This is a genomic window from Streptomyces sp. Q6, assembly GCF_036967205.1.
Classification (GTDB): domain Bacteria; phylum Actinomycetota; class Actinomycetes; order Streptomycetales; family Streptomycetaceae; genus Streptomyces; species Streptomyces citrinus.
On record NZ_CP146023.1, the window covers coordinates 330860 to 349697 of the forward strand.

At 71.6% G+C, this 18838-nt stretch carries 13 protein-coding genes; 2 read left to right on the top strand and 11 right to left on the bottom strand.

Annotated elements, in window-relative coordinates:
- Positions 1-554: 554 nt before the first annotated feature.
- Genes V2W30_RS41135 through V2W30_RS41180 form a run of 10 tightly spaced genes read right to left on the bottom strand, consistent with a single transcriptional unit; the run spans position 555 to position 13778 of the window.
- A complete protein-coding gene (locus V2W30_RS41135) occupies positions 555-1472 on the bottom strand; it encodes a replication-relaxation family protein (protein WP_338704320.1) in 918 nt (305 codons plus the stop codon).
- Positions 1469-4096 (bottom strand): ATP/GTP-binding protein, encoded by a 2628-nt coding sequence (locus V2W30_RS41140; protein WP_338704321.1) that lies wholly within the window; start codon positions 4094-4096, stop codon positions 1469-1471. Before V2W30_RS41140 ends, V2W30_RS41135 begins: the two co-directional genes overlap by 4 nt.
- Entirely contained in the window at positions 4066-4764 is a 699-nt protein-coding gene (locus V2W30_RS41145) for a hypothetical protein (RefSeq protein ID WP_338704407.1), read from the bottom strand. The genes V2W30_RS41140 and V2W30_RS41145 overlap by 31 nt, the downstream gene beginning before the upstream one ends.
- 5 nt (positions 4765-4769) lie before the next feature.
- Positions 4770-6002, bottom strand: a complete 1233-nt coding sequence (locus V2W30_RS41150) for an NlpC/P60 family protein (protein WP_338704324.1) — start codon at positions 6000-6002, stop codon at positions 4770-4772.
- Entirely contained in the window at positions 5999-8776 is a 2778-nt protein-coding gene (locus tag V2W30_RS41155) for a hypothetical protein (protein WP_338704326.1), read from the bottom strand. The genes V2W30_RS41150 and V2W30_RS41155 overlap by 4 nt, the downstream gene beginning before the upstream one ends.
- Positions 8776-9207 (bottom strand): hypothetical protein, encoded by a 432-nt coding sequence (locus V2W30_RS41160; protein WP_338704327.1) that lies wholly within the window; start codon positions 9205-9207, stop codon positions 8776-8778. Before V2W30_RS41160 ends, V2W30_RS41155 begins: the two co-directional genes overlap by 1 nt.
- Positions 9204-11891, bottom strand: coding sequence for an ATP-binding protein (locus V2W30_RS41165; protein ID WP_338704329.1), 2688 nt, complete (start codon positions 11889-11891; stop codon positions 9204-9206). The genes V2W30_RS41160 and V2W30_RS41165 overlap by 4 nt, the downstream gene beginning before the upstream one ends.
- On the bottom strand, positions 11891-12532 hold the full coding sequence (locus V2W30_RS41170) for a hypothetical protein (RefSeq protein WP_338704331.1): 642 nt from the start codon (positions 12530-12532) through the stop codon (positions 11891-11893). Before V2W30_RS41170 ends, V2W30_RS41165 begins: the two co-directional genes overlap by 1 nt.
- Positions 12529-12879, bottom strand: a complete 351-nt coding sequence (locus V2W30_RS41175; protein ID WP_338704333.1) for a hypothetical protein — start codon at positions 12877-12879, stop codon at positions 12529-12531. Before V2W30_RS41175 ends, V2W30_RS41170 begins: the two co-directional genes overlap by 4 nt.
- On the bottom strand, positions 12876-13778 hold the full coding sequence (locus V2W30_RS41180) for a conjugal transfer protein (protein ID WP_338704334.1): 903 nt from the start codon (positions 13776-13778) through the stop codon (positions 12876-12878). The genes V2W30_RS41175 and V2W30_RS41180 overlap by 4 nt, the downstream gene beginning before the upstream one ends.
- 1447 nt (positions 13779-15225) lie before the next feature.
- Between V2W30_RS41180 and V2W30_RS41185 the strand changes: the two genes are divergently transcribed.
- The gene (locus tag V2W30_RS41185; protein ID WP_338704335.1) at positions 15226-16290 is read left to right on the top strand and encodes a hypothetical protein; all 1065 of its coding nucleotides are present in this window, start codon (positions 15226-15228) and stop codon (positions 16288-16290) included.
- Between the two features lie 38 nt (positions 16291-16328).
- Positions 16329-17066, top strand: a complete 738-nt coding sequence (locus tag V2W30_RS41190; RefSeq protein ID WP_338704336.1) for a prepilin peptidase — start codon at positions 16329-16331, stop codon at positions 17064-17066.
- Between the two features lie 420 nt (positions 17067-17486).
- On the opposite strand, the gene V2W30_RS41195 is transcribed toward V2W30_RS41190, so the two are convergent.
- A complete protein-coding gene (locus V2W30_RS41195; RefSeq protein ID WP_338704409.1) occupies positions 17487-18479 on the bottom strand; it encodes a hypothetical protein in 993 nt (330 codons plus the stop codon).
- Positions 18480-18838: the final 359 nt, after the last annotated feature.

An 18838-nucleotide genomic window follows, 5' to 3' on the forward strand; every position in this document is an offset into this window, starting at 1 on the left:
GCCCTGGTGACTCCGTCGCCTCACGAAGTCTGATCTGCCGCAACCGCTCCATCTGTACCCATACACACATCTTTGTGATGAGGCGGTTCCGGTTCCTCGCTGACACGTACATTAGGCCACTCTCTGTCAACGGGCTATATCGTTCCGGTAGTTGAACCGTCCAGGTTCGCTGTCCGCTCCTCACGTGTCCGTCCAGGTCAGGGCGCAGGTGGAGGGTTGCGGCCTGGTGAAAAGCGTTGGCCATGTCCGGAACGCACCATTACGGACTGTGCGGGCATGGTGATGTGAGGTCTGCACCCCCGCAGAACTCGCCTTGACCAGCTGGAGATTGAGGTGAGAGTGCAGATGCACACGTTCAGGTGATGATCGCTCAGGTGGGAGGACGTGGTGGCAGGCGCGTGGACCGCGCCGAATCCGGTCTACCGGCCGGCCGCTGGGGCGACCGTGCAGGTCTCCTTCGCGCCGCCGAATCCCGGCGTGCGCCGCATCGCCGTGGCGATCGCCCCGATGCGGCTGGTCCCGCGCTCCGAGTACGAGTACGTGCCTGTGGCCGGTCACAGGTCGGTCCAGGGCCGCTGCGCGCCGCGGGTGCGCAGGCAGTGCCAGACCGGAGCGTCGACGCCGAGCGTCTCGATGTCCTCGAGGACGGCGGCCCCGATCGGGATGGTCCGGGCCATGGCCGCGACGGTGGGGTGCTCGCGGACCATCGTGGCGAGGTCCTCGATGCGGTGGCCGAGCGCGGTGGGCCCGGCGCCGGTGAGGATGAACAGGACACGCGGGAAAGCGGGGTACCAGCGCAGCCACGCCGGTCCGCCGAGCGCGTCGGTGCGGGAGCGGCGGGCGGCGCCGACGATCTGGGGTTCGTAGATGAACAGGCGGGCGTAGTCGATGAGTTTCGCGGCCAGCCGCTCGCTGCTCATGGTGGCCCGGTCGACCTCCACGAACGCCCGAAGCTTCGTGCGCTGCCCGCCAGGGGTGTGGTGGGTGTAGTAGAGGAGGGCGTCGGCGATGAGGCGTTCGCCGTCGCCGACGTTGTGAGCGACCTCGGGGATCCAGTCCCAGGGGCCGTGCTCGTCGCCTCGGGCGCGGGCGGTGGTGGCGAACGCGGCATGGGCCCGTACCACCGTGAGGGTGTGCGCGGTGCGCAGGGAGGCGGCGCTGGTCGAGGTCATCGGATAGGGCGGCCGGTCCTGGAGCTGGGGCAGGTGGCGGGTGATGTCGGCTCCCGTCTCGGTGAGGTGCCAGGCGCGGGTGCCGTGCGAGGCGGGCAGCACGATGGAGTCGGCGACGCCCTCGCGGCGCAGTCGGGCCAGGGCGCGGGAGATGTGCTCGCGGCGCTGCCCGGGCAGCAGGACCTGGTGCAGCAGATTCACGGTGACCATGCGGTGCTGGGCGATCATGCCGAGGATCTGGTGAGGGAGGCCCTCAGCGGTGGCGGGGATGAACGAGGTGGCCTTGGGGGTAGTGGTCACGACTGGTATCCCTTGGTCATGTCGACGGTGGCGTGCGGAGTGAGCGAGGCCACCAGGGCGCGTACGGCGTTGAGTTGGGCGGCGGCGCTGGCCGCGGCCTCGGGCAGCGGCCGTCCGCCGGCCGCCCGGTGGGCTCGGGCGTGGAGGGTCTTGACCTGGGTGGGGCGGGCGAGGTCGTGGAAGTCGTCATCGAGGTGCACGCCGGAGATGCGTACCGGGCCGACCCGTTGGCCGCCGACGGTGAATGAGGCGTAGTGCTCGTACAGGGGCAGGGCGATGACCTGGTCTTCGCTGGGGCGCTCGCCCCACTCCTCGGTCATGACCTTGATGACCCGGCGGGTGCCGGTGGTGGTGGCCAGGGTGGAGGAGTTCTGCAGCAGCGCTTCGCGGACGGCCTGGGGCAGGCGGGTCAGGGACTGGGACATGCCGTGGATGTGGACCTTGGACTTGCGGAGGTCTTCGAACATGGAGGCCACGGACTCGGGGGCGCTGCCCGCGATGGTGATCAGCTCGTCGAGGTAGCCGCGGAAGTCGATGCGGTCCCCGGGCGCCGTGTCGCGCCGCGAGCGTCCGGCACGCAGCAGTTCGTGGGCGATCAGGCTGGAGACGAGCCGGTCGTTGGGCCCGTTGCCCGCGGTGCAGATCCACACAATGCGCCGGGTGTCCATGGCCTGACGCAAGTTGAGGCGACCCTGCGCCTGGCCGAGGAAGGCGTGGTAGACGGGGTTTTGTGACAGCCGGGTCAGCGGGTTGAGGACGATGCCGAACGCCTCATAGGAGAGCGTCGGGAAGATCGTGTCCCACCAGGTGATCGCCTCTGCTCCGAGGTCGGCGCGAACGACCTGAAGCGCGGCGGTGCGGAAATTGGGGTCGGTCAGCAGGGCGCTGATGTGGAACACCGTGGCCTGGGCCTCGGGCTGTCCCGCGGCACAGGCCTTGGCGTTCAGGGCGGTCAGCACCTGCACGCAGTTGGTGAGGATGGTGATGCCGCGCGGCGTGTTGGAGTCGTCCCACTTCATGCCGGCGGCCAGGCCGTCGACGACGGCGTCGGTGACCTCGTGGCGCGGCTGCCCGTGACTCATGTCGAGCAGATTCCACGCGGCGACCGGCCGGGTGCCGTCGGCCGGTTTGAGGTCGACGACCTGCACCCGGCCCATGATCATGGGGTGGGCGAGGTAGGGGGAGGCACGGTGCCAGGAGTCGCCGTGCGGGTCGACGTAGAGCAGCCCGCCCCCGGCGTGCGCGACCGCGATCGCCTGGGCCACGGCGCGTTCGGTCTTCCCGGCGCCGGACTTGCCGAGACCGGTCTCGAACAGCGTCTCTGCGGCGTGCGTGGCCACCAGCCGCCGCGTCCCATCGCCCTCCACCAGGACGCCCTGCAGCAGCAGACCGGGATTGCCGTGCTCGAACGTGGGCAACTGGGCAGGCAGCAGCGGGAGTTGACAGTGCCGGGTCGGCGGCTTGAGCAGCCCCGTCAGCTCGGTCAGCCGGGCGAGGTTCGCCCCGGAGGGCCGGCACTGCCCCGTCTCCCAACGCCGCTGCCAGCTGCGCCGCCACGGCCACTGATCGGGCCCCCACCACCAGGCGAACAACCGCAGCCCGCGCGGCGCGAGCCGCGCCTCGTGCGAGAACACGGTGAAGCCGCCCTGCACCTGGGAGAGCAGGGCCCGTGCGCGGCCCTCGCGGTTGGAGGCGCAGCGGATCAGGATCTGTACCCGGGCCAGCGCGGTGTCGTCGGCCAGCTTGCCCAGCGCCTTGTCCTTGTCGACACGGCGCGCGTGCGGCACCACCAGCGGGGCCGCGGCCTGGTTGCGGCCCTGGGCGAGGGTGCGCAGCGAATCGGCGGCTGCGGCCACGTCCTGGCGCATCCACCGTGAGGCGGCCCGGGCCTCAGCATGCTCCTCTCCGCGGGCCCTTTGCATCATCTGCCACCGCTTCACGCGCACCGCCGTGCGCGGCGCGGGCTGCAGATCGATGGTGACCTCCACCAGATCGCCCAGATCACTCTTCAGCGAGGCCACGGCGTCCACGATCGGCTGCAGCGGATCCGGGTCCAGGGGCACCTCGCGCAGGTAGGAGGCTGGATTGCCGCGCAGAACCATCTCGCCGCGCACCTCGAACTCCCGCTGATCGCCGCCCTGTTCGCCGTCACCGCGGTCACGCTCGGCGTCATCGGACGACAGAACGCTTAGGGCCACGGCGTTGCCGAACCCGCTCACCCGCAGGAACTTCTCCGCGCCCGCCGGTCCTTCCATCTGGTAGGAGAGCGGGTGCGTCTGGTCCGAGCGCAGCCGGATCCGTACCGCCCGCGAGCGTTTGGGGGCCCACCACGGCAGGGCGTTCGCGGCCTGCAGCAGCTTCAGCCCCTGGCGCAGGACGCGTTCCTCGTCCGGGTCGAAGTACGGCGCGGGCGTCACCCTGAGCACGCACCGCTGCATCGAGGCCCGCGCGGCCAGCCGTGCACTGATCAACTCCCAGACGAGCCACCCCGTCACGGCGAGGAGCAGGGGCACGAACCAGTGCGCGACGAGCCACCATGCGGCCTGGCCCAGGGCGAAGGCGGCATCGGCGAAGCCGGGCAGTGCCTGCGGCGTCATGAGGCGGTGGGAGGAAGAGGTGTCCATGCGGTGCTCTCTTTGGTGGGGCGGGTGAAGGGGATGTCGGCCAGGCGGCCGTCGGTGTAGGTGCCGCCGCGGTCGGCCGCCGCCCACACCAGATGCACGACCGCCCGATGCGGCCGGATGGGATCGTGGCGGGCGATCGCGGCCTGGATACGGAACCGGGTGAACGCCGGGGCGACGGCGTCGCCGTGCACAGCGGCGGGAAACGCGGTCGGGAACGCCGCTTGGCCCCGTCCCGTCACGTCCGCGCGCAGCACCCGGGACGCCGTCGTGAGGAGCTGTGCGGTCTGCGCGGCGGGCAGGTCGGCAGGCCAAGACCGCTCGAGCAGCTGCTGAATGGCCCGGTCCCCGGCCCTGCCCTCGCCCCGCGGCGGCAATTCGCCCGCGGGCGACGGTGTTGGCGAGGAGCGCGGCCCGGGCGCAGAGGGGGAGGAGCGCGGCGCCGCCGGCGTGTGCCGCGTGGCGACCTCGTCTGTGCTCGGCGCCGCAGCCACCGCACTGCTGGTGGCCCGAGGCGCAGGTGCCGTCGGCGTGGAGGACGGGGAGGTGAAAGGGGACGACAGCAGAGGCCAGCCGATCACGGCGCATACGGCGGACAGCGCGAGCAGCAGCCACGGGAACGCCGGCCGTTGCCCTGCCGCCGCGGACGTCGTGCGAGGACTGAAGGTCATCTGGGTCACAGGAGACGCGCCCCTCCCGCGTAGCCGGACATGGCGTCGACCGGGTCGAGGCGTACGACGGTGCCAGGCCGCGCAGCGTTGATCATCTGCCCGCCGCCGACGTAGATACCGACGTGGTAGATCGTCAAGTCCCGGCCCGGCGCGTATGCGAAGAACACCAAGTCACCCGGCTGCAGGGCGCCTTGACCGGCCGAGACGGTGATGCGGTGGCCGCGCGCAGCCTGCGCGGCCGCGGTGCGCGGCAGCCGGATGCCCGCCTGGGCGTACGCGTACGAGGTGAGCCCCGAGCAGTCGAACCCGGTGATCGACGCCCCGGACTTGCCGCTCGGCGAGCAGCAACTGCCCGTGGTCGGTCCGTTGGCTGACCCGCCGCCCCAGGAGTAGGACACCCCGCGCTGGGACAGTGCCGCCGTGAGCACGGTACGGGCCTTGCCCGAGACGCCCCTCAGGTTCACGGCGCCAGAGGATGCCCTGGAGGCCGCCGTGTACTGGCTGATCCACTTCATGACATTGCTGACGTAGGCGTCCGATTGGTTGTACGCGAAGATCGCGGAGCGCAGCTGCGTGTTGACCCCGAGGTTGCGGCCGTCGCCGCACAGGTACGCGGCGGCGGCGAGCGCGGCGTCGTCGGCGTTGTGCGGATCCTTGGCACCGTCCTTGTTGCCGTCCTGGCCCTGCGACTCCCAGGTGGCGGGCATGAACTGGAAAGGCCCGACGGCACGTTCCCCGGACGCGAGGGCGTCCCACCGGCCGCCGTCGGTGTCGGCGAACACGGTCTTGTTGCCGCCCGCCCCGGAGCCGTTGAGCAGGACGCCGTAAATCTTCGGACGGACGTCGCCGTTGGCGGCGATGGTCCGGCCTGCGGCGTGGTTGGATTCGACCTTCGCGATCCCGGCGAGGACCGGCCACCGCATCCCCTTGCAGGCGGGCACGACACCGTGGATCCTCCCGACGGCGTTCTTGTAGGCCTGCAGCATCCGGGGCGGGACGTCCGCGCTGCTGCCCGCCCCGGCGAGCCCGATGTCCGCCTCGTCGCCGTTCTGCTGGGCGAGGACGGCGAGGCGGCCGGCCGCACCCGTCACGGTGGCCATGCAGCTCATCGCCAGACCGAGCAACACGAGGATGATCAGGCCCCACTTCAGGCCGCGGCGGCCCGGGCGCAGCCGACGCTGATTGCGTGCGGGACGCCGGCCGGCCGGCCGCATCGGCGCGATAGGGAGGGTGCTCACGGGGCCTCACCCCCGTCGTCGCCCTGGTCGGGGCGGCGGGCGTTGTTGTCCAGGATCCGGCGGAACATCGCCTCCGCGTCCCGCCGAGCGGCTACCGAGCGGCTCGGCCCGTACGAGGGACGGGAGCGCGGCTGCGGCCGCGGCACGCGGGAGGCGCTGCCCTGCGGCGGGGGCGTGGCGGCCGGTCCCGCACTGCTGGGCGGCGCAGCCGAGGCCGGGCGGCCGGAGGGCGCTGCCCCTTGCCCGCTCCCGCCCGGCGTGACGGGCGGCCGGGGAGGCGGCGCAGTCGGCCGCAGCCCCGGCATCCCAGTGACCGGCCTCGGTGACCGTGCGCCGGCCACACCGCTACCCGCCGACACTCCCGAGGCCGGAGTGCCCCAAGGAGCAGGACCGGCGGCCGACCCGGTGGAGGTCGGCGCGGGACTCATCCGGCGCCCGCTCGCCGTCGGCCCGCTGCCCGCGGGCTGGTGCAGCATGCTCGTCCAGGCCCGGCCGTCCTGGCGCAGGGTGTTGCCCCACACGCGCAGCTGCTGACGCGCGTCGGCCGTAGCCGTCGACGTCCCCGACGCCGCGGTGCGCGCCGTGGAGGGCAGCGCCATGGTGGCGCCGTAGAGCACCCGCCCGCCCTGGTAGGCCAGGCGGTAACCCCGCAGCCGAATGAGCGAGTTGTGCGCGCGGGTCGACAGCAGCGTCCGGTCCACGTTCTGGTCGTGCAGGGTCGCGCCGGTGTCCGGGTCCTTGATCTCGCCGTTCTCGTCGCGATAGCGGTCCGCGGGCCCGCCTGCCGGCCCGTTCGGGCCGAGCCGCCCGCCACCGGGGCCGCCGCCCGGGCCTGCGCCACCCGGCCCCATCCCGGCGGCAGCGGTCGGGTCGTCGCCCGCAGCGGTCGGCTTGCGCAGCGACGCCAACTTCGCGCCGTCGGGCCGCTTCCCGACCAGGAGGCCGAAGGCCGCGCCCGCCGCGAGGCGGCCTCCGGCCACCGCGAGACCGAACGGGGCGAGACCGCGCGAGGCCTCGGCGTTCGCGTCCGCGAGAAGGCGCCTGGGGTCCCCGGGCATCCCCGCACCGTCGGTCAGACCACCGTGCACCCCCTGCATCAACGAGGACGTGGTCAGTCCCAGTCCGGTGGCGCCGCGGCCACGCAGGGACCCGGTGGCCAGGTATCCGCCGGCGCCGCCGCTCATGGCCAGGGCAGCGCCGAGCTGGGAGTCACCGGCCAGGTGGCTGCCGCCGACACTCGCGTACCGCATCCGCAGCGTCATCCGCTGCCCGAAGCTGGTGATCAGCACCAGCAGCCGACGGTGGAAGGCGATCCCGACCAACGCCAGCACATCGATGAGGAGCAGGCGTTCGGCCAGCAGATCGGGACCGTCGGTCAAGATCACGTCGATGGTGATGCCGACGGCCGGAATGAACGTGGCGATCGCGAGGATGATGGCCATCGAGATCCCGAACAGCGCCAGCCACCGCCACACCACCGAACGCGACGGCCCCGGCAGCATGCCCCACACCCACGTGATGCCGCCCGCCGCCGCGGCTCCGGCACAGACCGCGGCCACGCCGGTCAGGGCGACGGCCGCGGACAGCAGCAACGCGATGATCAACAGGGCGGCGATGAACACCATCCCGACCGCGGACACCCGCCACCAGGAGGGCGCGGCCGCGTACGCCGCGCACTTCTTGCCGACCGGCCCGGACTTCTTCAAATCCTCAAGGAACGCGCCGAACTCCTGGTCGTCCTTGGAGACGATGGGCATGAGCGCACTGAACGCATCGCTGCCGAGGGTGATCTTCGGGTAGTCGTTGGGGTTGAAGGGCTTCTGGCCGCGTTCGCAGTACTTGTGCGCAGGCCCGTGGATCTTGCGGCACGGATCGTTCTTGTCCGTGTTCTTCGGGGTCGCCACCTTGTAGCCGCCGGAGACCCACTTGAGGTGCACGGCGTACGCGGCGCGGTCCGCGGGCTTGGACGGGTCCAGGATCCGGCCGTACTCGAGGAGCATGAACGGCTTGACGACCATGGCGTTGGTGACGGCGTCCTGAATCGGCTTCGCGATCTTCTCGGCGTCCGGCGTCGTGGCCTCCTGCACGCCGTAGCACTTGTTCATGGCGTTGCCGACCAGCCCGGAACACGGATCGTCGGAGGCGATCTTGCCGCCCCACGAGTAGGAGCTGACCGTCTTCTGCGCGATCTCCGCTGCCGCGGACTGCGTCTGCAGCAGCGGACCGTCCTTGCCGAGCAGGAAGTTCGGCGTGACGAACACGGAAGCGGCGACGGCGCCGATCACCAAAGTGAGCGCGATCTCGCCCCAGCCCTTGGCGTGCTTGCCGCGCATCACCATCACCAGGCCGAACACGAACGCCCAGGCCAGCAGCGTCGATTTGAGATCGAGCTCGTTGACGACCGTGTCGGTGTAGAGCTCGGACAGCCGCTGGGCGGGCGCCGCCAGGAGCTTCAGCAGGGGGAAGCGGTAGGCGACCTCGATCGCCCAGCACGCCAGACCGATCCCCACCCGGATCACGGTGAACAGCCCGCTGAGCACCATCACCTGCAGGTTGCCGGCGAAGTTCATCAGGCTGCCGCTCTGCGCCCCGAGCTCATAGTTCTTGATCGAGACGCCCTCGGAGGTCGTGATCTCCAGCGGCGACAGCAGCCCGTCGCTCGAGCCTGCCGCATCGGCGCCGTAGGCGACCGAGGTGTTGACGGTCAAGAACACCGTCATCAGCAGCGCCGTGAAGCCGGCGGCACGCAGCGTTCCGCGATCCGGGCGCCGCATCACAGCCTCCGGCGGCGACGGGACAGGACGTACAGCGTGCCCAGGCCGAGTGCGAGGGCGCCCACGGGCCAGGAGCGGGCGAGGGTGATCCCCTGCGCTGAAGCGCTCGCTTCCTGACCGCGCAGGCAGTAGGCGTGAGCCGGGCCGACGATGGTGTCGCACACGCTCGAGTCGCTGGGGGCGGCGGGCCGGGCGCTGTCCTCGGTCTGCCCGGGAGCCGCCCCCTGCGGTGCGGTGACCGCTTCGGCGGCGCGCGCGGAGGGGGAGGTGGGGGAGGCGGCGAAGGCGCCTCCGGTCTGCGGCCACCAGGCCGCCGGCACCCCAGGGGCGCAGATCACGAACACGATCGCCGTGATGAGCAGGGCGATGACGGCGAACAGCAGGCTGAGGGAGCCGAGTTGACGGCGGAGGTCGACGAAGCGCTGGTTCATGCCAAGACTCCCTGACCGGGGGCGGGGGTGTGCTCGCCGGGGGTGGTGCGGATGTGGTCGTCGATCCGTGGCACCGCCGGAATGCGGACCTTGATACGGCCGGTGTTCTGCCGCGGGCCTGTCAGCAGGAACTCGCCCGCGCGCTCGCGGTGCCCGACCGGCGAGAGTTCGGTCGTCACGGTGCGCAGCAGGTCCTCGTCCCTGCCGTCCAGGCCGATGAAGTTCAGGCCGCGGCGGGCCGAGTCCCGGTCGGCGGTGCGCCCCAGGAGCTTGTAGGCGAACAGGTTGGCGTCCTCGCCCAGTTCCTTTGCGTCATGGGCCGCCGCGATGAGGCCCGCGTTGTGCTTGCGGCCGTCGTGCAGGATCTCGTGGACGAGCGCGCTTCCCTCGGCGGAGCTGGTCAGCCAGTACATCTCGTCGGTGACCACGGCACAGAACCGGTCCAGGTCACTGAACGCCGCCTGCCGGGCCATGGCCGCGATCAGGTAGAGCACGGCCCGGCCGATCAGCGCTTCGAGCGGCTGGTGCTGCAAGATCTCCGGCTTCTCGAACGCCACCCGGGGTGGCAGGACCAGCCCGGTCGTGGTGATGACGAGCAGGTCGGCGGTCGCATCCCCATCGAGCCGGGCGACGGGCAACTCCGGGTCGAAGATCATCGCGGCGAGCGGGTTGGTGGTGACCAGGCGGAGCATGCCGACCAGGGTCTTGGCGGCATCGGTGCGCTCCCCGGACCCGTCGGCCGCGGTCTGCGCGAGGATCTCCACGACGCCGGACATGGACGGCTCGGGCACGGATGCGGCCTGCTCCACGGCGTGGTGCAGGACCTCGCCCTGCACGCTCATCAGCGGGATTCCCAGCTGCAGGCTCAGGTAGTTCAGGGCGTAGCGGCGCCCCTCGGGGCCGGGGAACAGACGCAGCGGGTCGATGGACAGCTCGGCGCGGGCGGCGTCGATGATCTGGTAGCGGCCCGGGGCGGAGCCGCGGGCGAAGCGGGCCCATTCGCGGGCCGGGGTACGGTCGATACAGATCGCGCGGCCGCCGCGGTCCACGACCGCGCTCTCGACCAGCTTCCCGAACGCGCTCTTCCCGCCGCCCAGATCACCGATCGCGGCCACCGACGCGGACGCGTCGCGCTTGGGCGCGTCGGAGACGTTGATCAGCACGGGGCGGGTGGTGCCGCAGTCCAGATCGCGGCCCAGCAGCATCCCGGTCGGATCGCCGACCTCGCTGCGGGTGAACGCGCCGGACATCGCCCAGTCCTCGCCGAGCTGGTTCTGGCGGAACTCCCGCACCGCATACGGGCGGACGCTGCCGGGCAGCCCGAGCGTGAACAGATCACTCTGCAGCCCGGTCGGCCGCAGCATCCGGTAGTCACACCCGGCGAGCAACTTCTCCAGAGCGCGCGCCCGCGCGTCGCACAGCTCCGGGCTCGGCGCCCACACAGTGAGCACGGTGACCGCCTGCACCTCGACCTCGGCCGAGGTCCGCGCCAGGCGGGTGTCCTCCTCGTCCAGGTCCCGCTCGGCCTCGGGGATCGCGCGCGGCGCACCGGTGGGGCGCGCCGCGTACTGATCGACCTGGTCGACGAGCTCACTGCGCTTCGCCTGGATCTTGCGGCGGGCCTCGGCGGAGTCGATCAGGCCGAGGCTCACGGTGAAGTCGACCGGAAAGTCGAGGACTTCGAGCTGCGCGAAGAGATCGGCGGCCTGCTGCGAGACGGCCGGCGGGGCCTCGGCGAGCACCAGGTGCGCCTGATAGCCGGTCCCGGCGGGGGACTCGACCTGCAGCCACTGACGCCGGATCGGGGAGGTGGCCTCCTTCCACCACTGCCGTGTGGTGCGCCGTGATGAGGCCCGCTTCGTACGGGAGGGCCCAGCCCGCCATCCGCGGGCCTTCGCCTCCGTGGTCGCCACGGCGGCCGTGCGGGGGCGGCCGCCTTCCTCGAGGCGGATCTGTCCGAGGTCGGCGTAACTGGGCGAGTGCAGCGCACCGTCACGGACCCGGCCCGCATACAAGGGGGAGGCGGACGCATCGGCCAGAAGGGGTTCACGCAGGCCGCGGTGCACCGCGTGCTGCACCAGCCACACGATCTCGGCCGGCGTGGCGGGCCGGAACGGCACCGAACCGGTCATCTGCGCCTCGACCTGATGGGCCGTCTCCTGCGCCTGACGCACCTCGGTCTCACTGACCGGTGACGGCGTCAGGCCGAGCGCGTCCACATACTCGCCCCATGCACCCCAGGTGATGCCGCGGGTCAGCAACGACGTCTTCGCCGCCCGCTCCTGTGTGTTGAGCGGCACCGCGAGCCACAGGGTGCGGGTGTGCATCTCCCGGCCGTCCAGCTCGTCCAGGGCGGCCTCGACGTGCTCGAGCCACGGACGCGCGCCCGGCTGCAGTTCACCGTCCGCGTCGTGCAGGCCCTCGAGCATCCGCCAGGCGATCTCGGACGGATCTAGCTGAGCGCACACCCCGAACAGGCGCGGCTCACCGGACAGCGAGCGCACCAGCTGGGTGATGCGCTGCAGCTGCTCCTCGCGCACCGCAGCGGACACGTAGGCGCCGGTGACCGCCTCAGCGCTGTGACCGCGCTCGCCCGCAGCGGGGTGGAGCCGGTAGACGGCCCAGGTGTGCCCCTCGGTGGACCACAGCAGATGACCGGCAAGGTGTTGCATCGGAACGCGCATCAGCGCTCTCCCTTCATACGCTGGGCGGCGAGCAGCGCGGCCTCCACCGGGGACAGCACTCGCCGCCCCGCAGCCGTGGCGGTCGGCTCGCCGGCCGGCCGCGCGTGCGGGCCCGGCCCGACGGGGCGCCGCGTACGGCGCACTGGGCGCATCCGCTCGGCACCAACCGGGCTCTCGGCCTGCTGCGCGCGCCGGTTCGAGGACGGTGCGGACGGCTTCGTGGTGGTGCACGCACCATTGGAGGGCAGGGGCTCGAGGGACTGCAGGGTGAAGGTGCCGGTGAGCTTCTGGGGGCGCCGATCCCGGGCGGGGCGCCCGCCGATCCGGCCCCCGGCCGGCTGCGCGAGGCGGGCCGCGACACCGAGGAGCGCGCCGACGGGGGTGCGGCCCGCAATCCGGTGCTTGCGGCACAGGAAGATCAGCGCCAGCCAGGCGATCACCGGAACCGGGCCGAGTACCGGCCACCACAGCGAGGCGCTCTTGACCAGGACCAGCCCGCCCAGCGACATCAGCGCAACCTGGACGGCGTTGAACGGGCCGAGCGGGATGCGCCAGTCACCAAACTTCCCGATCACCCAGGGCAGTTGGCGCGCCATCGTGTAGAAGCGGGCGACGCGCACCGGCGTGGTCCCCGCGCTCATGCCGCACCTCGCCCAAGGCCCGCACCCCGAACGCCCGGCGCCAGCTCCTGGCCGCCCTCGCCGTAGGGCACATGGAGCACGGGAGCGCCCTTGGTCGGGTTGTTGACCTCGTCCTCGACCTTGTCCGCCATCTGCTCGCGGGCGTTGTACAGGCCGAGCGCGAGAATCATCATCAACAGGGCGCCGACGCCGGCCTTCAGGCTGAACCGGGTGACCAGCACGTAGACGACGATGATGGCGAGCGCCACCTTGAGCGCCCCGTCGGCCCAGCCCTTGAACATGCCGATCCAGGAGTTGCCGAGATCGTTCAACTCACCGGCCAGCACCACCTGGTGCAGGGTGTTCACTGCTCCTCACCGCCGCCCGAGGTGAGCGCGGCGATCTCCCACCGGCCGCCGCGCGCGGCGAGGGTCAGCTCGTACGACAGCGGCCACCGGCCCGCGGCGCTGTGCGCTGTCGCGGAGGCCTGGACGTGCACGCGGGTGCCGTCACCGGGCACCTGCTGACCGGCGGTGGCCTGCTCGCGGCCGCTGACCGTCTCGAGGCCGACCTGATCGGCGACCGCCGGGGTGACCGCCGCCAACTCGGTGCGCGGGGCGAGGTAGCGCTCGACCTCGCCGCTGCCCGACAGATACGCGGACAGGAAGTCGCCGACCGTCTCGGTCAGCGGCCCCTGCGGCACGTCGACCGTGTAACGCGACGCCGCGGTCTTCACCGTGCCCGGGCCCGCGACGAGCGCCGGCGTCCCGAGCACCGTCACCGCGGAGCCCGAGGACGACGCGGAGACAGGAACGGCGAAGTAGCGCACCGCATCGGTGTCCTGGACGGCGACGGTCACCGACCACAGGCCGTGCGCGCCCCGCACGCTGCGCACCGCGCTCACCCGCTGCGGCGCCTTCGCTCCGTCGACCGGCTCGGGCAGCTGCACGTTGGGGCCGAGCTGCTGCGCACGCAGGGCGAAGCGGCTCTCCGGCCGGCTGGCATCCGCGCGCAGCCAGGCGTCGATGAACTCGGCGGCATATCCGCCCGGATCGACGGCGACGGACGCCTGCGTGGTGCGGACCGGCGCCGGGGTGGCTTGCGCGACGACCCGCACGTTCGGCTGGGTCACGGTGAAGGCGAGAGCGAGGGGACCGGCGACCAGGCAGGCCCACACCCCCGCCCGCCCCATCCGCACCCGCCGTCGGGTGCGCTCCAGATCGAGGCCGGCCACGGTCGGCGGACCCTCGTGTGGTGATGCTGGCATCGGCGTTCTCCTGTGCAGCAAAAGCGGTTGATGCCATGACGAAACCCGGCAGCGCGCACCGGTTTACGCACCGGTTTTGGGGGGCTGCGATTGCGAAAGCGTCACGATGGAGCCGGTACGCAATCCGGTACGCGCTCTCGCCGGGCCACAGCCGAACGCGCACCGGGCGACGGTCCGGCACAACGGGCGGTGCACCGCTGCAACGAAGAGGCGACGACGGCCGCGCGCACCCGTGAGGCCCCTCGGCGCATCCCTGTGCCGGCACCTGACGGTGGCCACTGAACGTCACGGACGGCCGCGTGCGCACCGAGCGATCGCCTACCGCGCACCGGGGCGTGGTCCATCTCGGATCGGGCTGCGCACCGATCACGTCGGGCGGGCGCAAGGACGGCATCCCGGCCCCGCATACGAGCGGGCGCGGCTCCGGATCGGGTACTGCGCACCCGCCGCCGGGACAGCGCACGCTCAGCCTGCGCAGCACCTGGCCCGGACGTCGGCGCACCGGGCGGGCCCCGACATGGGACTGCGCAGTCCCAGCGAGAGGACACACCTGCGCAGCCTCCGGCCCTCAGCGGAGCACCCACCCAGCGGCCACCGGACGACGGCTGCGCACCGAACTCGACCACCGGTGCCGCAATGCCCGCGACGACCGGTACCCCCGCCCCGAGCCCCCCCCCGCCGCGAACGCGTACCGGTCACCGCCACCCCACCTCATGGGGCGAGTGCGACGCCCGCCCCGGCGGGGGAATCTGCATCCTCGCCAGGGCCGTGACCTGGGCAGAGCAACCACTGGTACGCGTTTTGGTACGCCCTTAGAAGCGCCCCGGAAAACGCGTACCGGCCACCGCGACGGCCGGCCGGCCCGGACCCGTCCTGGACATCTGGGCGCCCCCCAGAGGGCGCCGACATGGGGCCGGTGCGCGTCTGGAAAACAAACGCGCACCACCGGCCGGCCTTGCGCAGTAGCTGCGACAGAGCGCCCAACTCTCTGCACAACCCGCGCTGCACATCCGCCACGCACCCACTGCGCACCACAGACTGCGCACCTCCTCGGTGCGCTGCGCGAACCCTCAGACCGCATCCTGCGCAGCACCCCGCGTGCGCCGCTGCGCACCCGCAGCGCCCGTTCGCCGCGCAGCACTCCGCTGCCCCCTGCGCAGCCGCCGCCCGCTCGGTGCGCACCTGGCGCCACGCCACACCGGCGCCACGCGTCCTCTACCGACGTCGAGACGCGCACCGGTCTGCGCACCGGCCACTTGGTGACGCACTGTGATGGAACCGTGATCGCGCCGCCGGGGAATCGGTACGCGATCCGGTACGCCCCGCCGGGTCAACTCCGTCATGAACAACGATCTACGGCCTGCCGTGGCGTACGGATCCCGGACGGGGGAGTGAACAGGTGAGCCAAGCACCCAGGCGCTTCGGCGGGTTGATTCAGCGTGGCCCGATGGCCATCGATGTGATCGGCGCCCACTACACGACGGTCTTCAACCACGCCGTCCGCGACCGCCGACTGTCCCGCCGCGCGCGTGGCCTTCTGGTCGAGCTGCTCAGCCACCGCGACGGCTTCGGCATCTCGCTGGTGATGCTGCTGCGAGGCGGGCCCGAGGGGAAGGACGCACTGAGCGCGGCGCTCCGCGAACTCGAGCAGCACGGCTACCTTCACCGCGAGCGAGAGCGCGATGCCCGCGGCCGCCTGGGCGAGGCCCGCTACTACCTCACCGACATGCCCGAGGGGCTCGCGATCGCTGCTCAGACCCCATGGCAGCCGGCCGCGCACGGCAGTGCGCGGCCGGACGGCGACGGCTCACCGCCCGATGCGCGTCGTCGCAGGCCAGCACCTGAGCCGGAAAATCCGCTGCTGGAGGAGCCAGGGCAAACGGCCAGGTCAGAACCTGAGTCGGGTTTTCCTGCGCAGGCTGACCCAGGGCAGGGGAATCTGCCCCCTAAGAAGAACAACTCCAACAAGACCACCGAGCAGAACACCATCCCCATCCCTCCGTCCGCGACATCCGGGCCGTGCTCGCCCCCGACGCGGTCGCCGAGATCTGACGCCGCGGCCGCCGCACGGGGGGAGCAGGTGCTGCTGTCGATCGGCCGTCACCACCCCGAACTGCACGCCGCGTTGGCCACCGGCCACACCCTCGCCGATCAAGCCCCGCTCGTCGGCCGCCTTCTGGAAAGCGGAGTGAGCCGCGAGCACATCCGCGAGACGCTCGTCGGCCGTCCCTACCCGGCACCGCACGAGCGGACCCACTCGCTGGCCGCGCTCGTCGGCGCGCGCCTCAAGCAGCTCGCGCTTCTCGCCGCGGCCGACCGGACTCGCGAACCGGGGCCAGCGCACCAGCCCCCAGCCTCCGCGGCTCCACCGACGGGCAGGACGGCGCTCGACACCGTCGCGATCCGGCACGAGTGCCCGGGGCAGGACGGGATGTGCGGGCGCCCCGTCGGCGCGCCCGGCGAGCTCTGCCCGCTCTGCACCCGCCTGACCGCGGACTCTTCAACTGCCTGATCCACAATGGGAATCACACAGCGGCGGGGGAGACACAGATGCTGGCAGTGATCGTGGCCGCGGCCGCGTGGGGAGCGGTGACCGGCTGGTGCGCCCAGGCGGCGCTCTACCGCCTCTCGGTCCCGGTCGGCGACCCCTGGCAATCCACCTGCCCCGCTGGCCATCGCCTGCCCAGCGGCGCCCGCACCTGGCTCCTGCCCGTGTGCCCGGCCGGCGGGCACCACTACGGTGACCGACGCTCGGTGGGCGTGGTCTGCGCTGCCGCGGCCGCGATCTGCGGCGTCCTCGCCTCAGCCACTGGAGCCCGCCCTGAGCTGGTCGCCTGGCTGCTTCTGGCTCCGCCCGCGCTCGTCCTCGGCCTCATCGACGCCCGCGTACACCGGCTCCTCGACAGACTTACCCTGCCGCTCGCCGCCGCGGTCCTCCTACTGCTCGCCGCCGCCAGCCTGTTGCCGGATTCGGCCGGCTCGCTCCCCACCGCGGCGCTCGGCTGTGTGGTTCTCGGCGCCGTGTTCTCGGTGATGTTCTTCATCAGCCCCCGCGCCATGGGCTTCGGCGACGTGAAGCTCGGCCTGTTCATCGGCGCGACGCTCGGCTGGTACGGCTGGAGCACCCTGCTGTACGGCGTACTCGTCGGCCACATCCTCGCCGCCGGGTACGGCATCGTGCTCATCGCCCGGGGCAAGGCCACAGCGAAGACGCCCATCGCGCTCGGACCACCTCTGCTCCTCGGTGCACTCCTCGCGCTCGCGGCAGGCGCCGCTGCCGTGCACTGATTGTCCGCGAGCCCCGCCGTCAACGGCTGGCACCTTCTGGCCACACGATCAGGACCGGGGTGCCGGTGCGCTCCAAATCAGCCCGTGCCCAGCGAGCGTCGCTGGCGCGATGGCAGACACCTCACGCTGCCCTCACGAAGACCACCGGTTAGACGCAGTCAAGCGGCCGGGACTGCCACTCGGCCATGCCTTCATCACCTTGTCGATGATCGTGGAGTTGGTCTGCTTGAACACAAGCGGCAGCGGCGCCTGGCCGGCGTCGACGAGATGGTGCTCTCGCTGTCGCCGAAGGGCCTCACGCACCTGCGCCCCGTACACCACGGCCAGATATCTCCCCGTGCGGGCCGCTCCGCTGATCGGGCCGGAACCTGCTGTGCTCAGGTCTCTGCCTCAGGGTTCGCCTTGAGACGTGGGGAGATGTCAGCCGTGGTCTTCCCATTCCTGTTGGCAGAACCGTGCTTCGCTGATCATGGTGTCTCCGGCTCTGGTGGCCCGGACATACATGTTGAGACCGTCGGGGCCGAGGTCTCCGCCGCAGCCTACGACCAGCTGAATGCCGTGCCTTTCGACGTGCTGTATCAGGGCGTTGTCCACGGTGGTGACCGGTCGGCCGATCAGTTGGATGCCCGCGTACGCGACCTGAGGACCGGTGCGTCCGTGCACGGTGACGGCGCCGAGGACGGGCGGGAAGCTGAAACCGCTGGAGTAGTGCGCGCTCACTCCGGCCTGGGTGAACCGGTCCTCCGTCAGGATCCACTGGCCGATCCCTTCCCAGGACTGGCCGAAGGGGTAGCGGCCGTGGCGGTCGGCCGGCTCTTCGCCGAGCGCGGCAGCCACTTCGTGCGGTGTCATGCCGAACCGGAGCGGGCCGATCTGCTGCAGGGGAGTCCAGTCCCACCGCGGTCGGTCCGCGGCGGGCTTGACTGGCCAGGAACCTGGGTTGGTCGCCCTGGCGCCGATGTCGAAGTACTGATTGACGGGCTCAGCCGCGTAAGGATCGTGAGCGAGGGCGGGCGCGACGAAGAGGGCGTCGGTGATGCTCGTGTCCAGCCGCTGCAGATACCCCTCGGCGGACAGCACCAGTTCCTGTGTCGTTCCCATCGACAGGCCCCATGCCGGAACTTCCGGATCACCGTTCCAGTTCGTTCGCACCTGCGCGCCCTCCTGCCGCGCGCGGTCGTGGAGTTGAGCGCGTACCGCGGAAGGAGTCTGGGCGATCAGTTGGACGTTCCGCAGCCGTACCTGCGGGCCGCCCATGGCCTCCACCGCGACGGCCACAAGGTCCGCGTCCTCGCCAAAGAACGCGGTCACCCCCCAGTCGGTGTACTGTCCCCACCCCAGCGGCTTTCCCAATCCGCTGGAGACGTAGGCGATCGCGCCGTCCAGGGCGGCTGCCACCTGGTCGGCATCCATCCCAAACCGCAGCGGCCCCACAGCTGCCAGCGGCTCCAGCTCCCACTGAGGCCTCGTCCCGGGCTCCCTGTTCCACCAGGACACACCAACCCCCAAAGAATCGCGTCACCGGCTCGTGGCGCCGGTGAGCTCACGACGGTCACCCTAGGCGTGAGCTGTGACAACGCGGCTCGAGGCGAAGGATCGGGGCCGTGCCGTGGGGCGGCGCGGTTCTCCCGGAGTGACGATCAAAGAGATCGTGGGTGCGGCAGGTAAGTCCAGTGATCGGCCCGGAGGTTCACCTGTTGAAGTCAGCTCTTCTTCCGTTCGTGCCGCCGACGGACTGACCGCCCGAACTGGGTCCACTACCGAGTTGCTTC